The following is a 22,894-nucleotide window of genomic DNA, read 5'->3' as shown; positions in this document are numbered from 1 at the left end:
CTAAGCATTTGTTAAACCACTTTTCACTATTTTTATTTTCTGTATTTTTACTAAAATTTTAAATTCATGCCAAACGACTGTATTACGTATCAAAATTCGGGTTACTTCTCTAAATTAATTGTTGATTATTTAGATGAAAAGCCAGAGTTGAAGCCATTGTACAATCGTTTTCCGAAGATCGAAAATTTTAAAGATCAGATTGAAGAAAAGGCTAACAATTTCAATTCCCAAGACCATCTCAAAAGGCAAGTTTTAGTTTCTGAATTAGAAAAACAATACTCCAATTTTGAGGTTTCTAAAAGGACTTTAGATAACATTCAGCTCTTAAAACATTCCAATACTTTCACAATTACCACTGGCCATCAGTTGAATTTATTCACTGGACCGTTGTATTTTTTGTATAAAATTGTTTCAACTATCAATTTATGCAAAAAATTAAAATTGACTTATCCTGAATACCATTTTGTACCTGTGTATTGGATGGCTACAGAAGATCACGATTTTGAAGAAATCAATTATTTTAATTTTAAGGATAAAAAAATAAAGTGGAACAAAGAGAGTTTTGGACCCGTTGGTCGACTTTCAACAGATGGTTTGGGTGAAGTTTTTTTTAATTTTTCTGATGAATTGGGAAGTAGTGAAAATGCCAATTACCTGAGAGAATTATTCCGAAAAAGCTACTTAGAGCATTCAAATTTAGCTGATGCTACTCGTTATTTAGCCAATGAATTGTTCAAAAATGAAGGATTGGTAATTATTGATGGTGATTCGATTGAATTGAAGAAATTATTTATTCCTTTTGCAAAAGAGGAGTTACTGAATCAAACCTCTTTCAAGAAAGTTACTGAGACTAATTTACAATTGGAACACTATAAAATTCAAGTGAATCCACGTGAAATCAATCTGTTTTACATTGAAGATCAATTGAGAGAACGCATTGTTTTTGAAAACGAAAAATACAAAGTCAACTCGACTAAAATTGAATTTACAACTGAAGAAATACTTTCTGAATTAGAAAATCATCCGGAGAAATTCAGCCCAAATGTAATTTTGCGACCCTTATATCAAGAAATCATTTTACCCAACTTATGTTACATTGGTGGCGGTGGTGAAATTGCCTATTGGTTAGAATTGAAATCGAATTTTGAAGCATTCAAAGTGACTTTCCCAATTGTTTTAGTTCGAAATTCTGTTCTACTAGCCACTCAGAAACAAGTTCAAAAAGCGGACAAATTAAATTTGACTTGGAGCGACTTATTCAGCAAACAAACCGATTTAATCAATCAAAAAACAAGACAACTCTCTAAGTTTACCATCGATTTTTCTGAGCAAAAAGAACATTTGAAAAAGCAATTTGAACAACTTATGGATATTGCTAATCAAACCGACAAGTCATTCATAGGAGCAGTAAAAGCCCAAGAAGCTAAACAAATAAAAGGACTAGAGAATTTGGAAAAACGGCTGTTAAAAGCGGAAAAACGCATTCTAAATGATCAATTACAACGTATAGCTCTTTTACAAAACGAACTTTTTCCAAATCAAAGTTTACAAGAACGAAAAGCCAATTTTTCGGAATTTTATATGGAATTTGGAGAAGAATTAAAATCAAAACTTTTAAAAGATTTGTGTCCCTTAGATTCCAATTTTTCAATTATTATATTGTAAATCAGTTATTTTTCAACACGAAAACGTTTTCGAAATTATTTTTTCTGTCAGTAATTATTTTTAGGTTAATTTTATCCAATAGTATTAGCTTAAACTCAAAAACTTATGACAAGAAAACTACTTTTAACATTGCTTGGTCTTGCTATTTTTAGCCCTAGTTATGCACAAACCATTTCTATTATAGGAGATACAAGTCCATCAGGAAGTTGGTCTGTTGACACCTATTTATCAACAACAGACAACATCACTTACACACTAAATGATGCCGTTTTAACCACTGCAACTGGACTTTCAACAGGTTTAAAATTCAGACAGGATGGTGCTTGGACTACCAATTGGGGTGGAAATACTTTCCCGAATGGAGTTGGGCAGTTAGGAGGAAATAATATTCAAACTGATGCCGGAACTTACAACATTACTTTTAACAGAATTAACGGAACTTATACTTTCATTCAAACAGCAGGCTTTCCTAGTGTGGGAATTTGGGGTCCAGCTGTCGATTCTCAAAACGGTTATGGCGGACCTGATGTTAATATGGTGACTTCAGATGGAATCACTTACACTTTATCAGGATTTAATTTCAGTAGCGGAAATGCCTATTTTAGACAAGACGATAATCCTACTTTAGTTTGGGGAAGCACCTCTTTTCCAACAGGAACTGCAGTTTCTAGTGGACCTTCATTATCTATTCCAGGTGGAGAATGGTTTGTTACTTTCAACAGAATAACAGGAGAATACACATTTGAATATCCTATTATAAGCATTATGGGAACTGCTGCACTCGGTTGGGATAACGATCTGGAAATGGTAACAACAAATGGATTTAACTATGAAATTGATTATCCAAATGGATTTACCGTTGGTGAATTAAAATTTAGAAAAAATCGTTCTTGGGATACCAATTGGGGAGGAAATAGTTTCCCAACTGGAACAGGTGTTTTAAATGGAAATAACATAACCGTTTCTGTTGCAGGATTAAATTATGCAACTTTTGACAGAATTTCTGGTGAGTATAATTTTGTGGGTTTGCTACAAAACAATTCTTATGACTACAATGAAAGTTTATATTCTTTTCCTAATCCAAGTAACAGTTTTTGGGTTATCCAATCGAGTCAATTCATAGAAAAAATTGAAGTAATGGATTTCTCAGGAAAAACGGTTCACTTTTCGGAGCCAAAAACTTCTAATTGTACCGTTGATGCAAGTTTGCTAAATAATGGTCTATATATTGCTAAAATCACAACAAATAGCGGAGTAAAAACCTTAAAATTGGCCAAAAACTAATAATTTTACTCATTTGACTTTAAATCCTCAAGAAATTCTTGGGGATTTTTTTTTACAAAAGTGAAATTGATTTTAATATTTAACTTATTAACACTACTTTTGCACCCGAATTAAAAAAACAAATAAATTAAAATGGCTACAAATAGAACATTTACAATGATTAAGCCTGATGCTGTTGAAAACGGACACATCGGTGGGATTTTAAATATGATAACAGAAGGTGGTTTCAAAATTGTTTCTTTGAAATTGACTCAATTGACTGTTGCTGATGCGCAAAAATTTTATGCTGTTCACTCGGCTAGACCATTCTTTGGTGAGTTAGTTGAATTCATGACAAGAGGTCCAATTGTGGCTGCTATCTTAGAAAAAGAAAACGCAGTAGAAGATTTCAGAAAGTTAATTGGAGCTACAAATCCTGCTGAAGCTGCTGAAGGAACTATTCGTAAAAAATACGCTACTTCAATTGGTGAAAATGCTGTTCACGGTTCTGATTCTGATGAAAATGCTGCTATTGAAAGTGCTTTTCACTTTTCAGGAAGAGAGCAGTTTTAATCAAACCAAGAAATATATAAAAGCCTAAGGAAAACCCTTGGGCTTTTTTTATTCCTTTGATTGTCAACAAAATTTTCTCTACTATTCATTATAATTGATTATTTTTGATTGCAATACAAACTAATAATCACCAAATGAAAAGAAAATTATTTTACCTCATGGCTTTGGTCATGACATCAGGAGTTGTTTTTGGCCAAAAATCCAATTGGCAAAAAATAACGGCATCTGAAGTTGATCGAACAACTAATTTAAGTGGATTAAATAAAGACCACTACGAAACCTACCAACTGAACATTGAGAACTTCAAACAGCAATTAAGCGCAGCTGTACTTCGAGGTTCTGGGAATTCAAGCACAGTTATAATTGCACTTCCAAATGAAACTGGAAAATTAGAAGAGTTTAGAGTGTATGAAGCACCTATTTTAGCTCCAGACATTGCTGCTGAATTTCCAAATATCAAAACTTATATTGGATTTAGCACAGACAATTCAGGAACAAGAGCGCGTTTTTCTGTAACTCCGCAAGGTGTCCAAAGTATGGTTTCAAGAGTTGGTCAACCCAACACGTTCCTAGTTCCATTAAGTAGAAATGGCAACAATCAATACATCGCATACAATAAATCAAGCAGAGCCAATTTTGTAAAAGAATTCGAATGCTTAACTCATGACGAAGTTGTCAAAAATGAAGGCGATGCATCTGTTAACAGAGATGCTGATGATCAAATTCTTAGAACATTTAGAATTGCTATTTCAACAACCGGAGAATACACTAATTTTTGGGACGATGGAAATGCAACCAACGGAAATGCTCAAGCTGATGCACTAGCCCAAGTAGTTTCAACTTTAAACCGTGTTAACGAAGTATTTGAGGTAGACATGGCAGTAACTTTTCAATTGGTTTCTGGTACGAATATCATTTATCCATCTGCAGCATCAGATCCTTATACTGGTAATCTAAATTCTCAATTACAAAGTACTTTAACTGCTCAAATTGGAGAAGCCAATTATGATATTGGTCACTTATTTGCTTATGCAGGAAATAATGGAAATGCAGGTTGTATTGGTTGTGTTTGTGTTAACGGACAAAAAGGAAGCGGGTTTTCAGCTCATACCTTTTTAGATAATGACGGCGGACCTTACATGACTGATTTCTTTGACATCGATTATGTTCCTCACGAAATGGGGCATCAAATGGGAGGAAATCACACTTTTGCGTTCAATACCGAAGGAGCAGGCGTAAATGCTGAACCTGGAAGTGGAACTTCAGTAATGGGATATGCTGGTATTACTGGTGGAAATGATGTTCAAGACCACAGTGATGCCTATTTTCATTATCACAGTATCAATCAAATTTTAAACAATTTAGTTACCAGAACCTGTTGGACTAGTACACCAATTTCAAATAATCCTCCAGTTGCTGATGCAGGAGTTAACTACACCATCCCAAAAGGAACAGCATTTATCTTAAAAGGTACAGCAACAGATTCCGATTCAAACGATGTACTTACCTATTGCTGGGAACAAACCGATAGTGGGGCAACTACGAATACTAATTTTGCTCCAACCAAAACCACTGGACCATTATGGAGATCAAGACCACCAAGCACTTCTCCTAACCGTTACATGCCGATTTTCTCTAGAGTTTTGGCAGGTCAATTGACCGAAACTAATCCAGTAGAAACCGTAAATAATACTTCTTGGGAAACGGTTTCAACTGTGGGTAGAACATTAAACTTTGCTTTGACTGTTCGTGACCGTTCAGAAGCAAATGGAACTGGGCAAACACCGCAAAGTAGTTTCGATACCATGGTGGTAAGTGTTGATCCAACTGCTGGACCTTTTACAGTAACTTCACAAAATACTAATGTTTTGTGGAATGTAGGTACTTCTCAAACGGTAACTTGGAATGTAGCTGGAACCAACGTTGCGCCTGTAAACTCACCAACCGTAAACATCTTATTGTCTATAGATGGTGGTCAAACGTTTCCTTTTACAGTTGCAACGAATGTGGCGAATGATGGTTCTGAAACCTTTACAGTTCCTGCGATTGGAGGCGATACTACTCAGGCTCGTTTGATTGTTGAGGGAAATAACAATATTTTTTATGCTGTAAATTCAACTAACTTTACTATTCAAGGTTCTGAATTTGTACTAAATGTTCCGAATCCAGATGTTACTGTTTGTTCACCGAATGATGCTACTTATAATTTCACTTACAATACCTTCTTAGGTTTTACAGGAACTACCACTTTTTCTGCTAATGGATTACCAGCTGGAGCAACTATTACTTTCAGCCCAACAACTGCAACTGCAGATGGAACTTCAGTAACAGCAACAGTTTCAAATACAGGAAGTTTGTCTCCAGGCTCGTATACATTTGAGTTAGTAGGAACTTCGGGGTCTATTGTTAAAACTGCAAATGTTACCTTGAATGTTTTCAACGGAACTGTTAACACAGCTGTTTTAGCTACTCCTACAAATAATGCTACCAATGTAAATGCCAATGTTACTTTAACATGGAGTACAGATGCCAATGTTCAAAACTACTTTGTAGAAATTGCAACTGATGCTGCATTCACTGCTGTTGTCAATTCGACTACTGTTGGAACTAATACGTATACAGTTGCTTTGGGCGCTAATACGCAATACTTTTGGAGAGTAACAGCTTCCAATCAATGTGCAACTGGAAGTACATCTTCGGTTTTTACCTTTACAACTGAAAACGTAACTTGTGCTTCATTTACTGCAACAGATACACCAATTGCAATTTCTGCAAGTGGAACCAACACTTACACTTCAACCATAAATGTGGCTCCTAATTTAGTAATCACAGACGTAAATGTTACTATAAACATCACCCACACTTGGGATGAAGATCTAGACATCAGACTTACCAGTCCAGCTGGAACTGTAATCGAGTTATCAACTGATAATGGTGGTCAAGGTGACAATTACATTAATACAGTTTTTAATCAACAAGCTACAACACTAATAACTGCTGGAACTGCACCATTTAGTGGTTCGTTTGTACCCGAAGGAAACTTGTCCAATTTAAACGGGCAATTATCAGGTGGAAATTGGATATTAACCGTTGCTGATGATGCTAATTTAGATGGTGGATCAATTACTGGATTTACGCTCAATATTTGTGCTCAAGGTTCTCTTGCCAATCAAGAAAATACATTTTCAGACTTTGGAATTTCTCCTAATCCAAACAATGGTGAATTTACAATTAAGTTGAATTCTGATTCTGGTGAAAAAATTAAAGTAAGCGTTTTTGATATCAGAGGAAGAGCTGTTTTCCAAAAAGAATACAATTCGGCTAGTTCATTTGAACAACTAATTCAGTTGAATAATGTTGAATCGGGAATGTATTTGGTAAATGTTACCGATGGCGAAAAACAAACTACAAAAAAAATTATTGTTAAATAACTTTTCGAAATAGTCACAAAAAAATCCCGTTTCAATTGAAACGGGATTTTTTTTATGATTGCAACTGAATCAGAAGATTGAAGATTACCTCAACACCAATTCTTTTACTACTTCTTTTCGTAATTCTTCATTGAGCATGGTAATGATTTTTTGCTTTCCGTAGCTCAATTCTTCTCGCAAAACCGCTGAAGTTAATTTGACATACAACGTACTTCCTTTCAGAATAACATCCTGAGTGTATGTATTAACACCATTTCCCATAAGGTTTTTCCACGCTTGCTCAACGTCAATTTTATCCATGCCGTGTTCGAGTTTATTAGCATGTATAAACTCCTTTAAAACATCTGCTATAGAACTTTCGTTACTTAATCGTTTGGCCATATTATTTTACAGAAAATGGAACAGGTCTTTTATAATGGTATTCTAAATTCTCTTTGTTCTTCAGTACTAAAACCGAATCCTGAATTTCGATGATTTCTTCTTTCCACTTACCATATTGAGTGGTATAATTAATGAAATAATCACCTTCTTCATTGGCTACAGAAATTTCCTCTCTGATATCATTAGTAAGGTATTTACCATTTAATTGAGGCATTACTTTTTGTCTGAACCCTTTTTTATCTTTAATTTCAAAAAAATCAATAGTAGGATTTACATTGTACTCTTTTTTACCTCCATCAGGCAACTCTACCTTTACAATTTCCCAATAGCCATTTATTTTAGTGATATCGGTTTCTTTTATCGATTGTTTACAGGAACTGAAAATAAGGCCAATAAACGCAAATAGTACTATTTTTTTCATGATTCAAATAAAATCTAAAATTACAATTTATTTCAATCAATAAAAAAAGTATTTTTGATTAAACCTTTATCTATTTTACAAGTCTAAATGACAAAACCTACTACTATGAAAAATTATATTACTCTTGCATTACTAGCATTTTTTACATTTGGATGCAGTTCGGATGAATCAACAACTCCAAATACTCCCGAAGAACAAATGTATTTTCCACCGAGCGATGGAAGTTCAACTTGGGAAACCAAATCAATTTCAGCTTTAGGTTGGAACCAAAGTGCAGTTCAGCCTTTATTAACTTTTTTAGAAGAAAAACACACTAAATCATTTATTATTTTGGTGAATGGTCGAATTGTAATGGAAAATTATTTTAACGGACATTCGGCAACAACTCCATGGTATTGGGCCAGTGCTGGAAAAACATTAACAGCAACTGTAACGGGTATTGCTGAACAAGAAGGTTTGCTCAACATTAACAATAAAGTTTCTGATTATTTGGGAACGGGTTGGACAAGTGCGCCATTGGCAAAAGAAAACTTAATAACCTGTAAGAATCTTTTGTGTATGAATTCGGGTTTGAATGATGCTTTGGGTGATGATGTTTCTCCAGCTAATTTACAATACGTAGCCGATGCAGGATCTCGTTGGGCGTATCATAATGTGTACGTAAAATTACAAGATGTGGTAGCACAAGCTAGCGGACAAAGTTGGTCGACCTATTTCAACACCAAATTAAGAGATAAAATCGGAATGACGGGTGGCAGTTGGATCAATTCGGGTGATGGTTTAAGCGTGTATTGGAGTACAGCGAGAAATATGGCTCGTTTTGGATTATTGTCGTTGAACAAAGGAAAATGGGATGGAACACAAATTGTAAATGAAGCTTTTTATAATAGTGCTACTACTACGTCACAAGACTTGAATCAGGCTTACGGTTATTTATGGTGGCTCAACGGAAAAACTACTTATCGATTGCCTGGACTTCAATTTCAATTTAATGGAACTTTAATTCCGAATGGTCCAAGTGATATGTATTGTGCGCTTGGAAAAAACGATCAGAAAATTTATGTAATTCCAAGCAAGAAGATGGTGATTATCCGAATGGGAGAAGTTTCCGATCCTGCTAATCCAACTTTTGCATTATCAGGTTTTGATAATGATTTGTGGGGGAAAATCTCTGATTTATATGAATAATTACCTTGTTTTGAACTGTTTGTAAAGCGCTAAGGAAACAATGGAGATGCAAATAATTCCGTATGGATAATAGAATAACGAATCTCTTTTAACAATGTAATTTCCTGCAATAGTCAAGACAGCAGCAATAAGATATAAGTAAAACGGTTTGATGTTCTTCATACGATTTTTATTTGAAGAATGAATCTACGAATTCGAATTTATTGAACACTTGTAAGTCTTCGATACCTTCTCCCACTCCGATGTATTTTACCGGAATTTGGAATTGATCAGAAATACCAATCACTACGCCACCTTTGGCTGTTCCGTCGAGTTTGGTAACGGCTAAACACGATACTTCAGTAGCAGCAGTGAATTGTGTGGCTTGCTCAAAAGCATTTTGACCCGTAGAACCATCTAAAACTAATAATACGTCGTGTGGCGCGTCTTCCACTACTTTTTGCATTACGCGTTTTACTTTGGTCAATTCGTTCATTAAACCAACCTTATTGTGCAAACGACCAGCTGTATCTATAATTACTACATCTGCGTTTTGAGAAACTGCACTTTGTAAAGTATCAAATGCTACTGAAGCTGGATCGCTTCCCATTTGTTGTTTGACGATGGGAACACCAACTCTATCGGCCCAAATTTGCAATTGATCAATCGCAGCGGCACGAAATGTATCGGCAGCACCGAGAACAACACTGTAACCTGCTTTTTTGAATTGATGAGCCAATTTACCAATGGTAGTTGTTTTCCCAACTCCGTTTACACCTACTACCATAATCACGTACGGTTTTTTGTTGGTAGGAACAGTAAATTCGGTTTCTTCACCCGAATTGGTTTCCGACATCAAACCCGCAATCTCGTCACGTAGGATTTGATTGAGTTCCTCGGTTCCTAAGTATTTATCGTTAGCAACGCGTTCTTCAATTCGTTTGATGATTTTTAAAGTGGTATTGACACCAACGTCGGAAGAAACAAGGATTTCTTCTAAATTATCTAAAACCTCATCGTCGACCTTTGATTTTCCGGCGATGGCTTTGGTGAGCTTAGAGAAAAAAGTAGTTTTTGTTTTTTCTAAGCCTTTATCTAAAGTCTCTTTTTTTTCGGATGAAAATAAGCGTTTAAAAAAACTCATAGTTGTTGTATTGTTATATTTAAGTCGGAGCAAAATGTCTTTTGAACTACAATTGTACTATTCTAGCCCCGATTACTTCGCCAGTTCGCTACGCTCGTGTGTAGCGGTTGCCGTGCAAAAGCGAAAAGCGGGACAAGACGACTTGAAAACTACAAAAGCTGTGCTCCTAAAAATTATACTGGCAAATATAAAAATAAAAAAGCTACTTCCGAGTGAAAGTAGCTTAGTTATACTGATAAGTGTGAATTATTTCTTTTTTAAGAATGTGTCAACTTCTTCTGGAGTCATGATACTTTCAACAAAAGTATATGCACCTGTTTTTGGAGATTTTACCATTTTGATAGCTTTTGTTAATCTCTTAGAAGCTGTTTGTAAGGTTGCTACGGTTTTCTTTGCCATGACTAATATGTTTTATTGGAAACTTTAAATGAATTAAAATTTCTAAAATTATTTAATTTCTTTGTGAACAGTCATTCTCTTTAAGATTGGATTAAATTTTTTAATCTCTAATCTGTCTGGAGTATTTTTTTTGTTTTTGTTTGTGATGTAACGAGAAGTTCCAGGCATACCTGATTCTTTGTGCTCAGTACACTCTAAAATAACTTGAATTCTATTTCCTTTCTTTGCCATTGTGCTTTTATTTTATGGATTGCGAATTATTAAATAAATCCGTTAGACTTTGCATCTTTCAATACAGCCGCTAATCCTTTTTTATTGATTGTTTTAATTGTAGACGCTGCTACTCTAAGAGTAATCCATCTGTCTTCTTCTGCAAGATAGAAACGTTTTTTAACTAAGTTCACAGAAAATTTTCTCTTAGTTTTGTTCATAGCGTGAGAAACGTTATTTCCTACCATCGCTCTTTTACCTGTAAGGTCACAAACTCTTGACATTATGCTTATCTTTTATCGTTATTCAAAATCAGGGTGCAAAGAAACAAAAAAGAAACCATTGTAGCAAAAAAAATTATACATTTTTTAAAATTTCTTTTTGTAGCATTTCAAGTGCTTTATTTACAGCCCTATCGATGACTTTTTCGCGTGGTTGCCCGAAGTTAAATTCTTCAACAATCACTTCATTTGGAGTGGCGAGTGCAATAAAAACAGTTCCTACTTCGGCATCGGCATCACCTTTGGTTGGTCCGGCATTACCAGTTGTGGCGATGGCATAATCAGTTTTCATAAGTTGTTGTATACGAATGGCCATTTCTTGGGCAACTTCTGCACTTACGACAGTATGTTTTTGAATGGTTTCTGCGTTAACGCCAAGTACATTTATTTTAGTTTCAGTAGCGTAACTCACAATACTTCCTTTGAAATAGGCTGATGAACCTGAAACAGACGTAAACATTTGCGCTATTTTTCCGCCCGTGCAACTTTCGGCTGTGGATATCGTTTTGTTGTGTTGTTTTAATTGTCTTCCGAGTACCACTTCAATCGTTTCATCTTCGTCATAACCTACAATAATATCTCCGATAATTTGGGATAAGGATTGTACGTTTTCGGAAATACTTTTTTGCAATAATTCTTGATCCGTTCCACGAGCTGTAAGGCGTAATCGCACGCGTCCCGGCGCAGGTAAATAGGCTAATTTAATGTATTCGGGTAGGTTGTTTTCCCAATTTTCGATGCGTTCGGCTACTAAACTTTCACCTTGACCATACGTCATTATGGTTTTGTGTACAATGTACGGTCGTTTATATTCTTTTACTATTTTCGGGATGATTACCTCATCGACTAAATATTTCATTTCGTATGGAACTCCAGGTAATGAAATGTAAACCGTGTTTTCTTTTTTTACCCACATTCCTGGTGCAGTTCCGACTTTATTGAACAAGACTTCACATTTGGATGGAACGAGCGCTTGATCGCGGTTCATTTGAGTAATTGGACGTTTAAAAATACCTTCTATCAATTCCGTAACGTGAGCCAAAACCTCATCATTTTGCACTAATTCATCCTCAAAATATTCACAAAAAGTTTTTTTAGTGATGTCGTCTTTGGTTGGACCCAAACCGCCGGTTATGAATACAAAATCGACTTTGTTTTGCAGCGATGTGAATGTAGATAAAATGTGTGTTTTATCGTCCGAAATGGAAAGCATTTCGTGAGTTTGTACTCCAATTTTATCGAGCGCTTTGGCCATGTAACCCGAATTGGTATCAATGATTTGGCCGATTAGAATTTCGTCGCCTATGGTTACGATTGCTGCTTTCATTGTTTTTCTTTTAAAAAGGGACGGACTAAAGTCCATCCCTATTGATTTGTATTTTTAGATAGTGTTGTACTGAAAGACTTATTAGCCCAGATAGCAATGGAAAGCTTTTTGAAAAGAAATGCTTATTTTTTTTAACAGAAAAGAGCGACTGTTAAGAAGCTCCTTTTATGTTTTAAAAAAATGCATTTATTGAAAAAACTTGGAATGAATAGCTGGATGAGCTACACTTCAAAATCTTTTTTAATTTCTTTTACCGCTTCTTTGACTTGTGCTTTAATACTGTCAAAAGTGGCTTCGATTTCGCTTTTCTTACCTTCGCGCTTGGTCCACGCTTCTACTTCTAGAATTTCTTGATGCGCAACGGTCATTCCCAGTAAATCGAGTGTTGGTTTAATTTTATGAGCGTAGGAATAGGCCAATTTGTGGTCTTTTTCTTTGATTCCGGTTTCGATTTGCTTTAAGTCGTCTGGAATTTCAGTAATAAAAAGTGTAATAATTTGCATGACAAATTCGGGATCATTATCCGATAGAGCATACACTTTTGCGAGGTTGTAATGTAACGCCATTATTTAACTTGTATTTTAAGTAGTAGTTTGTTTTCTATGTATCCTTCGAGAACATCATTTGGATTTACTCTTGCAACGCCTTCAGGTGTTCCTGTAAAAATGATGTCTCCAATTTTCAAGGTGAAGTACTGTGAAACATGGGCAATTAACTCATCAATCTTCCAAAGCATACAACTGGTATTGCCTTTTTGCACGGTTGCTCCATTGTTCTTCAATTCAAAATTAACATTTTCTAGGGAAGAAAAAAGTTTTTTCGGTAAAAAGTCACCTATTACCGCTGAACCGTCAAATGCTTTGGCTTTTTCCCAAGGCAATCCTTTTTCTTTGAGTTTTGCTTGGAGGTCACGAGCAGTAAAATCAATTCCGAGTCCAATTTCATCGTAATAATTATGGGCAAACTTGGGCTGAATGTACTTTCCTACTTTGTTGATTTTGACTAAAATTTCAACTTCATGGTGAATGTCTTCTGAAAACTCAGGAATCACAAACGGATGTTGTTTTAGTAAAATAGCCGAATCGGGTTTTAAAAAAACGACAGGTTCTGTGGGCTTTTCATTTTGAAGCTCTTCGATGTGTTTTACGTAATTGCGTCCGATGCAGATAATCTTCATTTTAGTTTCAGAGTTTCAAAGTTTCAAAGTTTCAAAGTCAATTTACTTTGTCGCTTTGCTACTTTGCTACTTTTTATTTTGTATTGAGTTTTCTTAATTTGATTCCTGTGAGTACTTTTTTGGTGTATAACGGAAAATCCGCACCTTGAATCCAGCCGTAATAACCAGGTTCTTTTTCGAGCACATCTTCAACTAATTGACCTTTGTTTTTTCCGAAAGTGAATATTTCTTGGCCTTTATCATTCAAAGCAATAAAACCAGCAAAATCAACTGATTTTTTACGAGTGGTAAATTCGGCCAATGATTTCATGTCATTATCCAGATCAGTATAACGATCGAGTTGTGCTTTTAAAATTTCATACGTTGCCATAGTGTCGGCCTCAGCACTGTGAGCGTTTTCAAGGCTTTCATTACAATAGAACTTGTAGGCTGCACTCAGTGTTCGTTCTTCTTTTTTATGGAAGATGGTTTGCACGTCAACTGAAACCCTGTTTTTCATATCAAAATCGACTTCGGCTCGGAGTAATTCTTCGGCCAAAAGCGGAATATCAAAACGATCGGAGTTGAAACCTGCCAAATCCGAATCTTTAATCATGTTGTGAATTTGATTCGCCAGTTCTTTAAATGTGGGTTCATTGGCAACTTTTTCATTGGTTATACCATGAACAGCAGTTGCAAAAGCAGGAATTGGAATTGTTGGATTGACCAACCACGTTTTGCTTTCCTTGTTTCCGTTTGGAAATACCTTGAAGATGGAAATTTCTACGATGCGGTCTTTGGCTACGTCTATTCCCGTGGTTTCAAGATCGAAAAAACAAATTGGTCGATTGAGTTTTAATTCCATTTGTAAAATTTATGCGACAAATATAAAATTTTGGTTGTACCGTTGGTCGATTTGTGTGTAAAGTTTTGTCTTTTGAATTAAAAAAACCCTTTCCATTTTGAAAGGGTTTGATTTATAATTGGTTATTAGATTTCTCTATTGATGTCCCAAGCTTCCAAATAATCGGCTACTCGTTTTACGAAACTTCCTCCCAATGCGCCATCAACAACTCTATGGTCGTAACTGTGCGACAAAAACATTTTTTGACGAATTCCGATAAAATCACCTTCTGGAGTTTCGATAACAGCAGGTACTTTTCTAATCGCACCCAAAGCTAAGATTCCGACTTGTGGTTGATTGATAATTGGCGTTCCAAAAACAGAACCAAAAGTTCCAACGTTGGTAACCGTATACGTTCCGCCTTGTGTATCGTCTGGTTTTAGTTTTCCAGCTTTAGCTCTATTTCCTAAATCGTTTACGGCTTTGGCCATTCCGACTAAATTCAATTGATCAGCATTTTTGATTACAGGAACAATTAAATTTCCGTTAGGTAATGCAGCCGCCATTCCGAGGTTAATGTTTTTTCTTTTGATGATGAAATCGCCATCTACCGAAATATTCATTCCAGGGAAATCTTTCAATGCTTTCGCCACGGCTTCCATGAATATTGGAGTGAAGGTTAGTTTTTCACCTTCGCGTTTTTCAAAAGCAGTCTTTACTTTGTCTCTCCATTTTACAATATTGGTCACATCCACTTCGATGAACGATTGCACGTGAGCCGATGTTTGCACTGAAGCTACCATATAACCTGAAATGAGCTTTCGCATGCGATCCATTTCTACAATTTCATCGCCACCGTTTACAGAAACAGGAACCGCTTGTGAAGAAGGTTGCGTGGCTACAACCGTTGGTTGAGCAACTGGAGTTGAAACTTGAGGTTGTACCGCTTGAGTTGGCTGATTTCCTTTATTTTTAATGTAATTTAATAAATCTTCTTTAGTAACACGACCGTCTTTTCCTGAGCCTGAAATGGCTTCTAATTCGGCTATCGAAACACCTTCTTCTTTGGCAATATTTTTTACTAATGGAGAAAAGAATTTGTCTGAACCTGAGAAATCGGCTGGAGCTACAACTTCCTTAGCAACTTCAACTGTTTTTTCTACTGCAGCCACAACTGGAGCCGCAACTTCAGCAGCTTTTGGTGCTTCAACACTACCGCCTTCCGTTTCGATAATAGCGATGGTTTGACCTACTTTTACTACATCATTGACTTGGAATAAAATTTCGGTAAGCGTTCCTGATACTTCACTCGGAACTTCGCTGTCTACTTTATCAGTAGCGATTTCCAATACAGCCTCATCAGCCGCAATGGTTTCACCTACTTTTTTTAACCAGTTTGTAATGGTTGCCTCTGCAACGCTTTCGCCCATTTTGGGTAATTTCAATTCAAACTTTGCCATATCTTTAAACTAAAGTTGTGTTTTGTTATTTGGTTTGCAAAATTAGTAAAAGTATTTAGGTTTTACCATGAATTTACTAATTTTTATACTTTTTTTAGCCATTGATTACACAGATTTGCATCGATTTTTTTCATCAAAAACCAAAATCTTGCAACCTCAAAGTCTTACAGTCCTATAATCTTATAGTCTTACAATCTACAACACACTAATATTAACTAATCCAGCACAATCACTTCTCCTCGATCATTACTCGAATTACTACCAATAATGAAATTGCTATTGGGTGGAAGTATTTTGAAAGTATATGATTTGTTTTTGTTTTGTTCGATGAACGAAATAATTTCCTTAAATGAAATGTAATTGGCATCTAAAATAATTTCGGATGACTGCGGAAATGATGAAGTTAAAGTTGCCAATTGCATTTTTCTTTGCAATTTTATTTCTAATTTTTGCTTCATTTCATCACTTTCAGAGATGAAACTATAATTTTCGGGAGCTAATTTGGGTTTGGATTTACCTTGGAACATCTTTATGAAAGAAAAAAACACAATTCCGATTCTCATAAAAACAGAAAAGAAAATAGAAACTTTAAAGTGCTTTTTATAGAAAAAATTCATCGCTTCTTGAAAACGTTTCATGTACGTTCCGTCTTTTACAGTGCTTTCCCCTTTATAATGAATCACCGAAGTTTCATGAAAATAATAATTGGTTTTCCCTTTTTGTAATGCCATATAACTCAAATCGATATCATCCGAATACATAAAGCAATTTTCATCAAAGCCACCAATTTCATTATACAAATCGCGCTTCATCACCATAAAAGCACCGACCAATATTTCGACTTCTCCCGATTGATTCTCAGAAAGATGTTGAGCGTAATACTTTCCGAATGCATTGGAAAGTTTGTACAATCCGAAGATTTTGGTGAAGGCTACCCAAGGTGTTGGAATTCCGCGTTTGGATTCAGGCAGAAAATTTCCAGTTCCGTCAATTAGTTTACAACCGATAATTCCAACTGTAAGCTGGTGGCTTTTAGCTAATAGTTTCTTAAAAGTATCTTCGGCAACAACTGTATCTGGGTTTAGAATGCAAATAAATTCACCTTTGGCTTGAGCAACACCGATATTATTACCCTTTGGGAAACCTACATTTTCTTTGTTTTCGATTAGTTTGATGTTGGGAAAACGTTGTTTCATCATCGCACAACTATCATCAGACGAATTGTTATCAACCACTATAATTTCTCCATCAATGTTTTCAAGTGCTTTTTGAACACTGAGAACGCATTGCTCTAAAAAATAGCGCACATTATAATTAAGGATGATGACCGATAGTTGCATAAGGCAAATATAACTTAATTTGAAAATGTTACAATTTGAAAATTTGAAAATGCAATTAATAATTAATGTACTACTTTTGCAAATCTGTTAATTTTCAAATTAGCACATATTCAAATCTTCAAATTAAAATGAATTACCTTTCAGTAGAAAACATATCCAAATCGTTTGGTGAACGCACCTTGTTCAAAGACCTTTCATTTGGAATCAACAAAGACCAAAAAATTGCTTTTATCGCCAAAAATGGTTCGGGCAAAACCTGCATCATGAAAATTCTGTGTGGCGATGACGAACCTGATACGGGTCAAGTGGTAATTCGCAAGGAAATTAAAATGGCATTTTTGTCGCAGGTGCCGCAATTACAAGACGAATTGACCGTTGAAGAAAGTATTTTTGCTTCGGATAACGAAATTCTGCACGTGATTGAACGCTACGAAAAAGCATTGGAAAACCCAGACGACACTGAAGCTTATGAAAAAGCATTTGACGACATGGATCGTTTTAATGCGTGGGATTTTGAAACTCAATTCAAGCAAATTTTGTTCAAATTGAAGTTAGAAGATTTCAAATTGAAGGTGAAAAATATGTCGGGTGGACAAAAAAAACGCCTTTCATTGGCGATTATTTTGATCAATCGCCCTGATTTGTTGATTTTGGATGAGCCCACAAACCACCTTGATTTGGAAATGATTGAATGGTTGGAAAGTTATTTTGCTAAAGAAAATATTACGCTGTTTATGGTAACGCACGACCGTTTCTTTTTGGAGCGAGTTTGTAACGAAATCATCGAATTGGACAACGGAAAACTCTATCAATACAAAGGCAATTATTCGTATTATTTGGAGAAAAAAGAAGAGCGAATTGCTTCTGAAAACGCGAGTATTGACAAAGCTCAGAACCTTTTTGTAAAAGAATTGGCTTGGATGCGTCGCCAACCGAAAGCACGTACCACCAAATCGAAATCGCGTCAAGACGATTTTTATATCATCAAGCAAAAAGCCGAAAGTAGACGAAAAGAAAATGTGATCGAACTCGAAATCAACATGGAGCGTTTGGGCAGTAAAATCATTGAGTTGCACAAAATCTCGAAAAAGTTTGGAGAAAAAGTCATTGTAGAAAATTTTAGTTTCGATTTTCAGCGCGGCGCACGAATCGGAATTATTGGCAAAAACGGAACGGGTAAATCGACGTTCCTGAATTTGTTAACGCGAACCATTCCGACCGACAGTGGTAAAGTAGTTATGGGCGACACCATCAAAATTGGATATTATACCCAAAGCGGCATCAACCCAAAACCCGGACAACGCGTTATTGATATTATTAAGGAATACGGTGAGTACATTCCGCTCATGAAAGGCAAGTTGATTTCGGCTTCACAATTGCTGGAACGCTTTTTATTTGACAGCAAAAAACAATACGATTACGTTGAAAAATTGAGTGGTGGCGAATTGAAACGTTTGTATTTGTGTACGGTTTTGATTCAGAATCCGAATTTCTTGATTCTCGATGAGCCGACGAACGATTTGGATATTGTGACGTTGAATGTGTTAGAAAGTTTCCTTTTGGATTATCCTGGCTGTTTGTTAGTAGTTTCGCACGATCGTTATTTTATGGATAAGATTGTAGATGACTTATTTGTGTTTAGAGGAAACGGAATTATAGAAAACTTTCCTGGAAATTACTCTGATTTTAGAGCATATGAAGATTCGGCAGAACCTAACAAAGAAGATTCCAAAGAAAAAGTCAATTGGAAACAAGTCAAAACGATTTCGACTGGATTGAGTTTTAACGAACAGAAAGAGTTCACAAAAATTGAAAAAGAGATTAAAGATTTAGAATACCAAAAGAAACAAATCGAACAATTGTTTTCTGACGGAAAAGTAGCCGACAGCGAAATTGAAATTAAAGCCAACGAATTGCAAAAAGTAATTCAAACGCTGGAAGCAAAAGAAGAACGATGGTTCGAGTTGTCTAGTAAAATGGAATGATTAAAAGTAAAAAGTGAAGAGTAATAAGTGATTAGCTTTATAAACTTTGACTAATTACTTTTCACTAATCACTAATCACTAAAAATGTTATTTCAAATAAAATCATATATTAACTTCATCTGGAGCTCCACCAACCAACACGGAGTACACTCGCCTTTTGTATTTGATTTGGTTACGAAATGCTTTTACGACAAAACAAATTATCCTGAATATTCGATTTTAAAAAACTACCGAAATTCACTTTTACAAAATAAAAACACGATTGAAGTTACCGATTTTGGTGCTGGTTCACGTGTTTTTAAAAGTAATATTCGCGCCATCAATCAAATTGCAAAAAACGCTGGAATTTCACCCAAAAGAGCCAAATTATTATTTCGAATAGTACGCTATTTTCAACCTGACTCGGTTTTGGAAATCGGAACTTCATTAGGTTTGGCAACATCAGCATTGGCATTAGGAAATGAAAAGGCAAGAATAACTACTTTGGAAGGTTGTCCAAACACAATGGCTATTGCAAAAAATCAATTACAATTACAAAATCTAAACAATGTTGAATTTGAAACTACCGAATTTTCAATTTTTTTGAAAAATTACACTAATGTTAATTGGACTAAAGTCCAATCCTATTCATTGATTTATTTCGACGGTAATCATTCCAAACAAGCCACATTAGAATACTTCGAGCTTTTATTACCCACTGTAACAAATGATTCGGTTTGGATTTTTGACGATATTCATTGGTCGACCGACATGGAAGAAGCTTGGGAAGTAATCAAAAATCACCCTAAAGTGAAAGTGACTATTGATACGTTTCAATGGGGAATTGTATTCTTTAGGAGTGAGCAAGAAAAAGAACACTTTACCATTCGGACATAAAAAAAATGACAACCATTGCTGATTGCCATTTTCATGAATTAACAAAAAATATTATTCTTTAGCTTCGGCAGTTTCTCTGCTTTTAGCACCAATTCGATTCACTTTGAACATCGGACCGAATTTTAATTTAATCGAAGCAATTTTACCATTATCTTCAGAAGATAAACCTTCTTTTTCGATAGTATTTTTACGATTATCCAATGCTTCGTACATCAATTTAATTTCATCGTAATCTTCTCTAGAAAAATCACCTTTGTTGTCTTTGTACGATTGAAAGAAAGTTTCATACACTTGCAATGCATTGTCTTTATTTACCCACGCAAAACTCATGTCGTCACCAATTTTTCCTGCTCCAAAAAGTCGGTCTCTCAGCAATTGATTAGCGCTTGGTGTACCCGTATTTGTTGAATTTACTGTTGAATTTGCAGCAACACTAGCTTTTAATTCTTCGTATTTTGACGTAGAAGCAGCAATTTTCTCTTGAGAAGTTGCTTTTGTTGATTCGTCAAGATTGGCTAAAGCTTCATTTGCATTAGCTGATCTAGTATCAAAATCAGAAGCAATTTGTTCCCAATTCGCTGCTCTTTCTTCGGCAGAAACCGCATTAAGTGAATCAACATAGCTTTCTAACTCACTAATTCTTTTATCGGCCATTTCTTTTTCTTCGTTTTTACATGAAGTCATTCCCAAAACAATCATCGAAAACAATCCCATTTTTACTACATTTCTCATATTATATTTGTTTAAATTAATTAGTGTAAAACTACATTAGAGTTCCATTCTATATGTTACACTATTCAACCTCATTATTACATAATTGACAGTATGATTGTAACAAAGAATAGAAAACAACCACTAATAGATGTAAATTAAGATTACTATGGAAACACACAAAATTTTAAAATCAAAGTCATTTAAGATCGTAGTTTCTTTATTCATTGTATATGCAATCATCTTGTTAGTAAAATCAGGACATCATTTCGGTCAATGGTTGCAGCACACAATCAATTAAATCTTACTTTTGTACTAATTCTTAATTTTAATTCAACTTTCCCATGTCCAAATCATTAATTGACATTAAAGATATTAAGCGCGATTTCGTTCTAGGCAGTGAAATCATAAATGTTTTAAAAGGCATCGATTTGCAAATCAACAAAGGCGAATACGTGGCTTTAATGGGTCCATCAGGTTCAGGAAAATCAACTTTAATGAATATTTTGGGATGTTTGGACACACCTACTTCGGGAAGTTATGTTTTAAATGGAAAAGACGTTAGCCAAATGCACGATGATGATTTGGCCGAAATCAGAAACAAAGAGATAGGCTTCGTGTTTCAAACCTTCAATTTATTACCCAGAACCACTGCTTTAGATAATGTTGCTTTGCCGATGATTTACGCGGGCTATTCTAAAACCGATCGAAGTGCACGTGCAACAACCGTTTTAAAACAGGTTGGTCTAGGCGACAGAATGGACCATCAACCCAATCAACTTTCGGGTGGACAACGTCAACGTGTTGCTGTCGCTCGCGCTTTGGTCAACAATCCTTCCATAATTTTAGCCGATGAGCCAACGGGTAACTTAGACAGTAAAACGTCGGTTGAAATCATGAACCTTTTCAACGACATTCACAAAAACGGTAACACTGTAATTTTGGTAACACACGAGGAAGATATTGCAAAATACGCGCATCGTATCATTCGCCTTAAAGATGGTATGATTGAAAATGACTACGAAAACAAAGAGCATTTGTAGTATTTTTATGAGCAAATGGCTTGGTCAATTTTTGCAATCCATTTTCCCGCTTTCCGTCATGCGCGGCATTTCCTCCAATCGGGGCTAGAAAACATTCTACATAACTTTTGCCAGCACCAAAAAAACTCAGTAACTTAGCCACTCAGTCACTCAGCAACTATCATGAAAGTATATACCAAAACCGGCGACTCCGGAACCACAGCACTTTTTGGAGGAACACGCGTTCCCAAACACCATATTCGTATAGAAAGTTACGGAACCGTAGACGAACTCAATTCACACATCGGACTCATTCGCGATCAAGAAATGAATCAATTGTACAAAAACGTACTCATCGAAATTCAAGACCGTTTGTTTACTGTGGGAGCAATCTTAGCAACTCCACCCGAAAAAGAAATTTTAAAAAGTGGCGAAAAACGATTAAAAAACTTAGGCATTACTGAATCCGATATCGAATTTCTAGAAAAAGAAATCGACAGTATGGAAGAAAGTTTACCACAAATGACACATTTTGTACTTCCGGGCGGACATACTACTGTGTCATATTGTCATATAGCACGCTGTGTATGCCGTAGAGCCGAGCGTTTAGCAGTGCATTTGAATGACATCGAACCTACTGATGAACTCGTAATTAAATACCTAAACCGACTTTCTGACTACCTTTTTGTGTTGGCACGAAAGTTGTCCTACGACCTCAAAGCGGATGAAGTACAATGGATTCCTAGAAAATAACACTTTCTACAAATTCAAAAAAAAAATTCTCTGTGAAGTGAAAAACCCTGTAAATAGCAACAATGTTTGTTATTTGTTTTTTGCTTTTTGAAATTTCAAAAACGACGTTCTTAACTTTTATTAAAAATAAATCAATTTTTACTTGACTTTTTCAGTAATAAATTTATTTTTGCACAAATTAAAACCCTAGAAGATGTATTGGACATTAGAATTGGCATCCTATTTAAGCGATGCGCCGTGGCCTGCAACCAAAGACGAATTGATAGACTATGCTATTAGAGCTGGTGCTCCACTAGAAGTAGTTGAAAACCTTCAATCTATTGAAGATGAAGGCGAAATTTACGAATCGATGGAAGAAATTTGGCCGGATTATCCTACTGACGAAGATTATCTTTGGAACGAGGACGAATACTAGAAAAAATAAACTAACACAACAGAAAAAAGTCTCCTTCGGGGCTTTTTTTTTGTTTAAATTTGCACACTTT

The 22,894-nt window shown here is 35.5% G+C and carries 24 protein-coding genes; 10 read left to right on the top strand and 14 right to left on the bottom strand.

The window, feature by feature from the left end:
• The first annotated feature begins 66 nt into the window (after positions 1–66).
• The 4 genes from bshC (at position 67) to VK161_RS05620 (ending at position 6,932) form a co-directional block, all read left to right on the top strand.
• Positions 67–1,665, top strand: a complete 1,599-nt coding sequence (bshC, locus tag VK161_RS05635) for a bacillithiol biosynthesis cysteine-adding enzyme BshC (protein WP_324213784.1) — start codon at positions 67–69, stop codon at positions 1,663–1,665.
• A 105-nt stretch (positions 1,666–1,770) separates the two neighbouring features.
• Positions 1,771–2,949, top strand: coding sequence for a T9SS type A sorting domain-containing protein (locus VK161_RS05630; RefSeq protein ID WP_324213783.1), 1,179 nt, complete (start codon positions 1,771–1,773; stop codon positions 2,947–2,949).
• A gap of 132 nt (positions 2,950–3,081) precedes the next feature.
• The gene (locus VK161_RS05625; protein ID WP_324213782.1) at positions 3,082–3,501 is read left to right on the top strand and encodes a nucleoside-diphosphate kinase; all 420 of its coding nucleotides are present in this window, start codon (positions 3,082–3,084) and stop codon (positions 3,499–3,501) included.
• A gap of 134 nt (positions 3,502–3,635) precedes the next feature.
• Entirely contained in the window at positions 3,636–6,932 is a 3,297-nt protein-coding gene (locus VK161_RS05620; protein ID WP_324213781.1) for a reprolysin-like metallopeptidase, read from the top strand.
• Between the two features lie 84 nt (positions 6,933–7,016).
• On the opposite strand, the gene VK161_RS05615 is transcribed toward VK161_RS05620, so the two are convergent.
• Together VK161_RS05615 and VK161_RS05610 are read right to left on the bottom strand one after the other, a co-directional pair.
• Positions 7,017–7,313 (bottom strand): DUF721 domain-containing protein, encoded by a 297-nt coding sequence (locus tag VK161_RS05615; protein WP_324213780.1) that lies wholly within the window; start codon positions 7,311–7,313, stop codon positions 7,017–7,019.
• A 1-nt stretch (position 7,314) separates the two neighbouring features.
• On the bottom strand, positions 7,315–7,734 hold the full coding sequence (locus VK161_RS05610) for a hypothetical protein (RefSeq protein WP_324213779.1): 420 nt from the start codon (positions 7,732–7,734) through the stop codon (positions 7,315–7,317).
• A 105-nt stretch (positions 7,735–7,839) separates the two neighbouring features.
• On the opposite strand from VK161_RS05610, the gene VK161_RS05605 reads away from it, so the two are divergent.
• On the top strand, positions 7,840–8,922 hold the full coding sequence (locus tag VK161_RS05605; protein ID WP_324213778.1) for a serine hydrolase: 1,083 nt from the start codon (positions 7,840–7,842) through the stop codon (positions 8,920–8,922).
• On the opposite strand, the gene VK161_RS05600 is transcribed toward VK161_RS05605, so the two are convergent.
• The 11 genes from VK161_RS05600 to VK161_RS05550 form a co-directional block, all read right to left on the bottom strand.
• Complete coding sequence (locus tag VK161_RS05600; RefSeq protein ID WP_324213777.1) at positions 8,923–9,084, bottom strand: hypothetical protein; 162 nt, start codon at positions 9,082–9,084, stop codon at positions 8,923–8,925. It lies immediately after the preceding gene.
• A 7-nt stretch (positions 9,085–9,091) separates the two neighbouring features.
• Positions 9,092–10,045, bottom strand: a complete 954-nt coding sequence (ftsY, locus tag VK161_RS05595) for a signal recognition particle-docking protein FtsY (protein ID WP_324213776.1) — start codon at positions 10,043–10,045, stop codon at positions 9,092–9,094.
• Positions 10,046–10,291: 246 nt separating this feature from the next.
• Positions 10,292–10,444, bottom strand: coding sequence for a DUF4295 domain-containing protein (locus VK161_RS05590; RefSeq protein WP_236464348.1), 153 nt, complete (start codon positions 10,442–10,444; stop codon positions 10,292–10,294).
• A 48-nt stretch (positions 10,445–10,492) separates the two neighbouring features.
• On the bottom strand, positions 10,493–10,675 hold the full coding sequence (rpmG, locus tag VK161_RS05585) for a 50S ribosomal protein L33 (protein WP_324213775.1): 183 nt from the start codon (positions 10,673–10,675) through the stop codon (positions 10,493–10,495).
• Between the two features lie 29 nt (positions 10,676–10,704).
• On the bottom strand, positions 10,705–10,938 hold the full coding sequence (gene rpmB, locus VK161_RS05580; protein WP_324213774.1) for a 50S ribosomal protein L28: 234 nt from the start codon (positions 10,936–10,938) through the stop codon (positions 10,705–10,707).
• A 73-nt stretch (positions 10,939–11,011) separates the two neighbouring features.
• Complete coding sequence (locus VK161_RS05575; RefSeq protein WP_324213773.1) at positions 11,012–12,262, bottom strand: competence/damage-inducible protein A; 1,251 nt, start codon at positions 12,260–12,262, stop codon at positions 11,012–11,014.
• A 221-nt stretch (positions 12,263–12,483) separates the two neighbouring features.
• Complete coding sequence (locus VK161_RS05570) at positions 12,484–12,828, bottom strand: Hpt domain-containing protein (RefSeq protein ID WP_324213772.1); 345 nt, start codon at positions 12,826–12,828, stop codon at positions 12,484–12,486.
• Complete coding sequence (locus tag VK161_RS05565; protein ID WP_324213771.1) at positions 12,828–13,439, bottom strand: fumarylacetoacetate hydrolase family protein; 612 nt, start codon at positions 13,437–13,439, stop codon at positions 12,828–12,830. Before VK161_RS05565 ends, VK161_RS05570 begins: the two co-directional genes overlap by 1 nt.
• A gap of 73 nt (positions 13,440–13,512) precedes the next feature.
• Positions 13,513–14,283, bottom strand: a complete 771-nt coding sequence (locus tag VK161_RS05560; RefSeq protein WP_324213770.1) for a 3'-5' exonuclease — start codon at positions 14,281–14,283, stop codon at positions 13,513–13,515.
• A gap of 125 nt (positions 14,284–14,408) precedes the next feature.
• Entirely contained in the window at positions 14,409–15,722 is a 1,314-nt protein-coding gene (locus VK161_RS05555) for a dihydrolipoamide acetyltransferase family protein (protein WP_324213769.1), read from the bottom strand.
• A 215-nt stretch (positions 15,723–15,937) separates the two neighbouring features.
• Positions 15,938–17,062: a glycosyltransferase family 2 protein gene (locus VK161_RS05550; protein WP_324213768.1), complete on the bottom strand. Its 1,125-nt coding sequence runs from the start codon at positions 17,060–17,062 to the stop codon at positions 15,938–15,940.
• Between the two features lie 128 nt (positions 17,063–17,190).
• On the opposite strand from VK161_RS05550, the gene VK161_RS05545 reads away from it, so the two are divergent.
• A complete protein-coding gene (locus VK161_RS05545; protein WP_324213767.1) occupies positions 17,191–19,047 on the top strand; it encodes an ABC-F family ATP-binding cassette domain-containing protein in 1,857 nt (618 codons plus the stop codon).
• Between the two features lie 84 nt (positions 19,048–19,131).
• On the top strand, positions 19,132–19,923 hold the full coding sequence (locus VK161_RS05540) for a class I SAM-dependent methyltransferase (protein ID WP_324213766.1): 792 nt from the start codon (positions 19,132–19,134) through the stop codon (positions 19,921–19,923).
• A 51-nt stretch (positions 19,924–19,974) separates the two neighbouring features.
• Here the strand turns inward: VK161_RS05540 and VK161_RS05535 are convergent, their stop codons facing one another.
• Positions 19,975–20,655 carry a hypothetical protein gene (locus tag VK161_RS05535; protein ID WP_324213765.1) on the bottom strand — a complete coding sequence of 227 codons (681 nt, stop codon included), beginning with the start codon at positions 20,653–20,655 and terminating at the stop codon, positions 19,975–19,977.
• A 323-nt stretch (positions 20,656–20,978) separates the two neighbouring features.
• On the opposite strand from VK161_RS05535, the gene VK161_RS05530 reads away from it, so the two are divergent.
• From VK161_RS05530 to VK161_RS05520, 3 genes are all read left to right on the top strand, one after another.
• Positions 20,979–21,677 (top strand): ABC transporter ATP-binding protein, encoded by a 699-nt coding sequence (locus VK161_RS05530; RefSeq protein ID WP_324213764.1) that lies wholly within the window; start codon positions 20,979–20,981, stop codon positions 21,675–21,677.
• Between the two features lie 162 nt (positions 21,678–21,839).
• Entirely contained in the window at positions 21,840–22,409 is a 570-nt protein-coding gene (locus tag VK161_RS05525) for a cob(I)yrinic acid a,c-diamide adenosyltransferase (protein WP_324213763.1), read from the top strand.
• A gap of 193 nt (positions 22,410–22,602) precedes the next feature.
• Positions 22,603–22,824: a DUF2795 domain-containing protein gene (locus VK161_RS05520; RefSeq protein ID WP_022828503.1), complete on the top strand. Its 222-nt coding sequence runs from the start codon at positions 22,603–22,605 to the stop codon at positions 22,822–22,824.
• Positions 22,825–22,894: the final 70 nt, after the last annotated feature.

The organism is Flavobacterium sp. (assembly GCF_035299245.1).
GTDB lineage: Bacteria > Bacteroidota > Bacteroidia > Flavobacteriales > Flavobacteriaceae > Flavobacterium.
Note: the sequence above shows the minus strand (reverse complement) of the source record. Positions and strands in the feature narration are given on the sequence as shown.

Coding starts and splice junctions, on each gene's coding strand:
- VK161_RS05570 (WP_324213772.1), bottom strand. CDS start 12,828: ATGGCGTTACATTACAACCTCGCAAAAGTGTATGCTCTATCGGATAAT.
- VK161_RS05520 (WP_022828503.1), top strand. CDS start 22,603: ATGTATTGGACATTAGAATTGGCATCCTATTTAAGCGATGCGCCGTGG.
- rpmB (WP_324213774.1), bottom strand. CDS start 10,938: ATGTCAAGAGTTTGTGACCTTACAGGTAAAAGAGCGATGGTAGGAAAT.
- bshC (WP_324213784.1), top strand. CDS start 67: ATGCCAAACGACTGTATTACGTATCAAAATTCGGGTTACTTCTCTAAA.
- VK161_RS05590 (WP_236464348.1), bottom strand. CDS start 10,444: ATGGCAAAGAAAACCGTAGCAACCTTACAAACAGCTTCTAAGAGATTA.
- VK161_RS05565 (WP_324213771.1), bottom strand. CDS start 13,439: ATGAAGATTATCTGCATCGGACGCAATTACGTAAAACACATCGAAGAG.
- VK161_RS05620 (WP_324213781.1), top strand. CDS start 3,636: ATGAAAAGAAAATTATTTTACCTCATGGCTTTGGTCATGACATCAGGA.
- VK161_RS05525 (WP_324213763.1), top strand. CDS start 21,840: ATGAAAGTATATACCAAAACCGGCGACTCCGGAACCACAGCACTTTTT.
- VK161_RS05615 (WP_324213780.1), bottom strand. CDS start 7,313: ATGGCCAAACGATTAAGTAACGAAAGTTCTATAGCAGATGTTTTAAAG.
- VK161_RS05630 (WP_324213783.1), top strand. CDS start 1,771: ATGACAAGAAAACTACTTTTAACATTGCTTGGTCTTGCTATTTTTAGC.
- VK161_RS05560 (WP_324213770.1), bottom strand. CDS start 14,283: ATGGAATTAAAACTCAATCGACCAATTTGTTTTTTCGATCTTGAAACC.
- ftsY (WP_324213776.1), bottom strand. CDS start 10,045: ATGAGTTTTTTTAAACGCTTATTTTCATCCGAAAAAAAAGAGACTTTA.
- VK161_RS05575 (WP_324213773.1), bottom strand. CDS start 12,262: ATGAAAGCAGCAATCGTAACCATAGGCGACGAAATTCTAATCGGCCAA.
- VK161_RS05625 (WP_324213782.1), top strand. CDS start 3,082: ATGGCTACAAATAGAACATTTACAATGATTAAGCCTGATGCTGTTGAA.
- VK161_RS05530 (WP_324213764.1), top strand. CDS start 20,979: ATGTCCAAATCATTAATTGACATTAAAGATATTAAGCGCGATTTCGTT.
- VK161_RS05610 (WP_324213779.1), bottom strand. CDS start 7,734: ATGAAAAAAATAGTACTATTTGCGTTTATTGGCCTTATTTTCAGTTCC.
- VK161_RS05540 (WP_324213766.1), top strand. CDS start 19,132: ATGTTATTTCAAATAAAATCATATATTAACTTCATCTGGAGCTCCACC.
- VK161_RS05550 (WP_324213768.1), bottom strand. CDS start 17,062: ATGCAACTATCGGTCATCATCCTTAATTATAATGTGCGCTATTTTTTA.
- VK161_RS05535 (WP_324213765.1), bottom strand. CDS start 20,655: ATGAGAAATGTAGTAAAAATGGGATTGTTTTCGATGATTGTTTTGGGA.
- VK161_RS05600 (WP_324213777.1), bottom strand. CDS start 9,084: ATGAAGAACATCAAACCGTTTTACTTATATCTTATTGCTGCTGTCTTG.
- VK161_RS05545 (WP_324213767.1), top strand. CDS start 17,191: ATGAATTACCTTTCAGTAGAAAACATATCCAAATCGTTTGGTGAACGC.
- rpmG (WP_324213775.1), bottom strand. CDS start 10,675: ATGGCAAAGAAAGGAAATAGAATTCAAGTTATTTTAGAGTGTACTGAG.
- VK161_RS05555 (WP_324213769.1), bottom strand. CDS start 15,722: ATGGCAAAGTTTGAATTGAAATTACCCAAAATGGGCGAAAGCGTTGCA.
- VK161_RS05605 (WP_324213778.1), top strand. CDS start 7,840: ATGAAAAATTATATTACTCTTGCATTACTAGCATTTTTTACATTTGGA.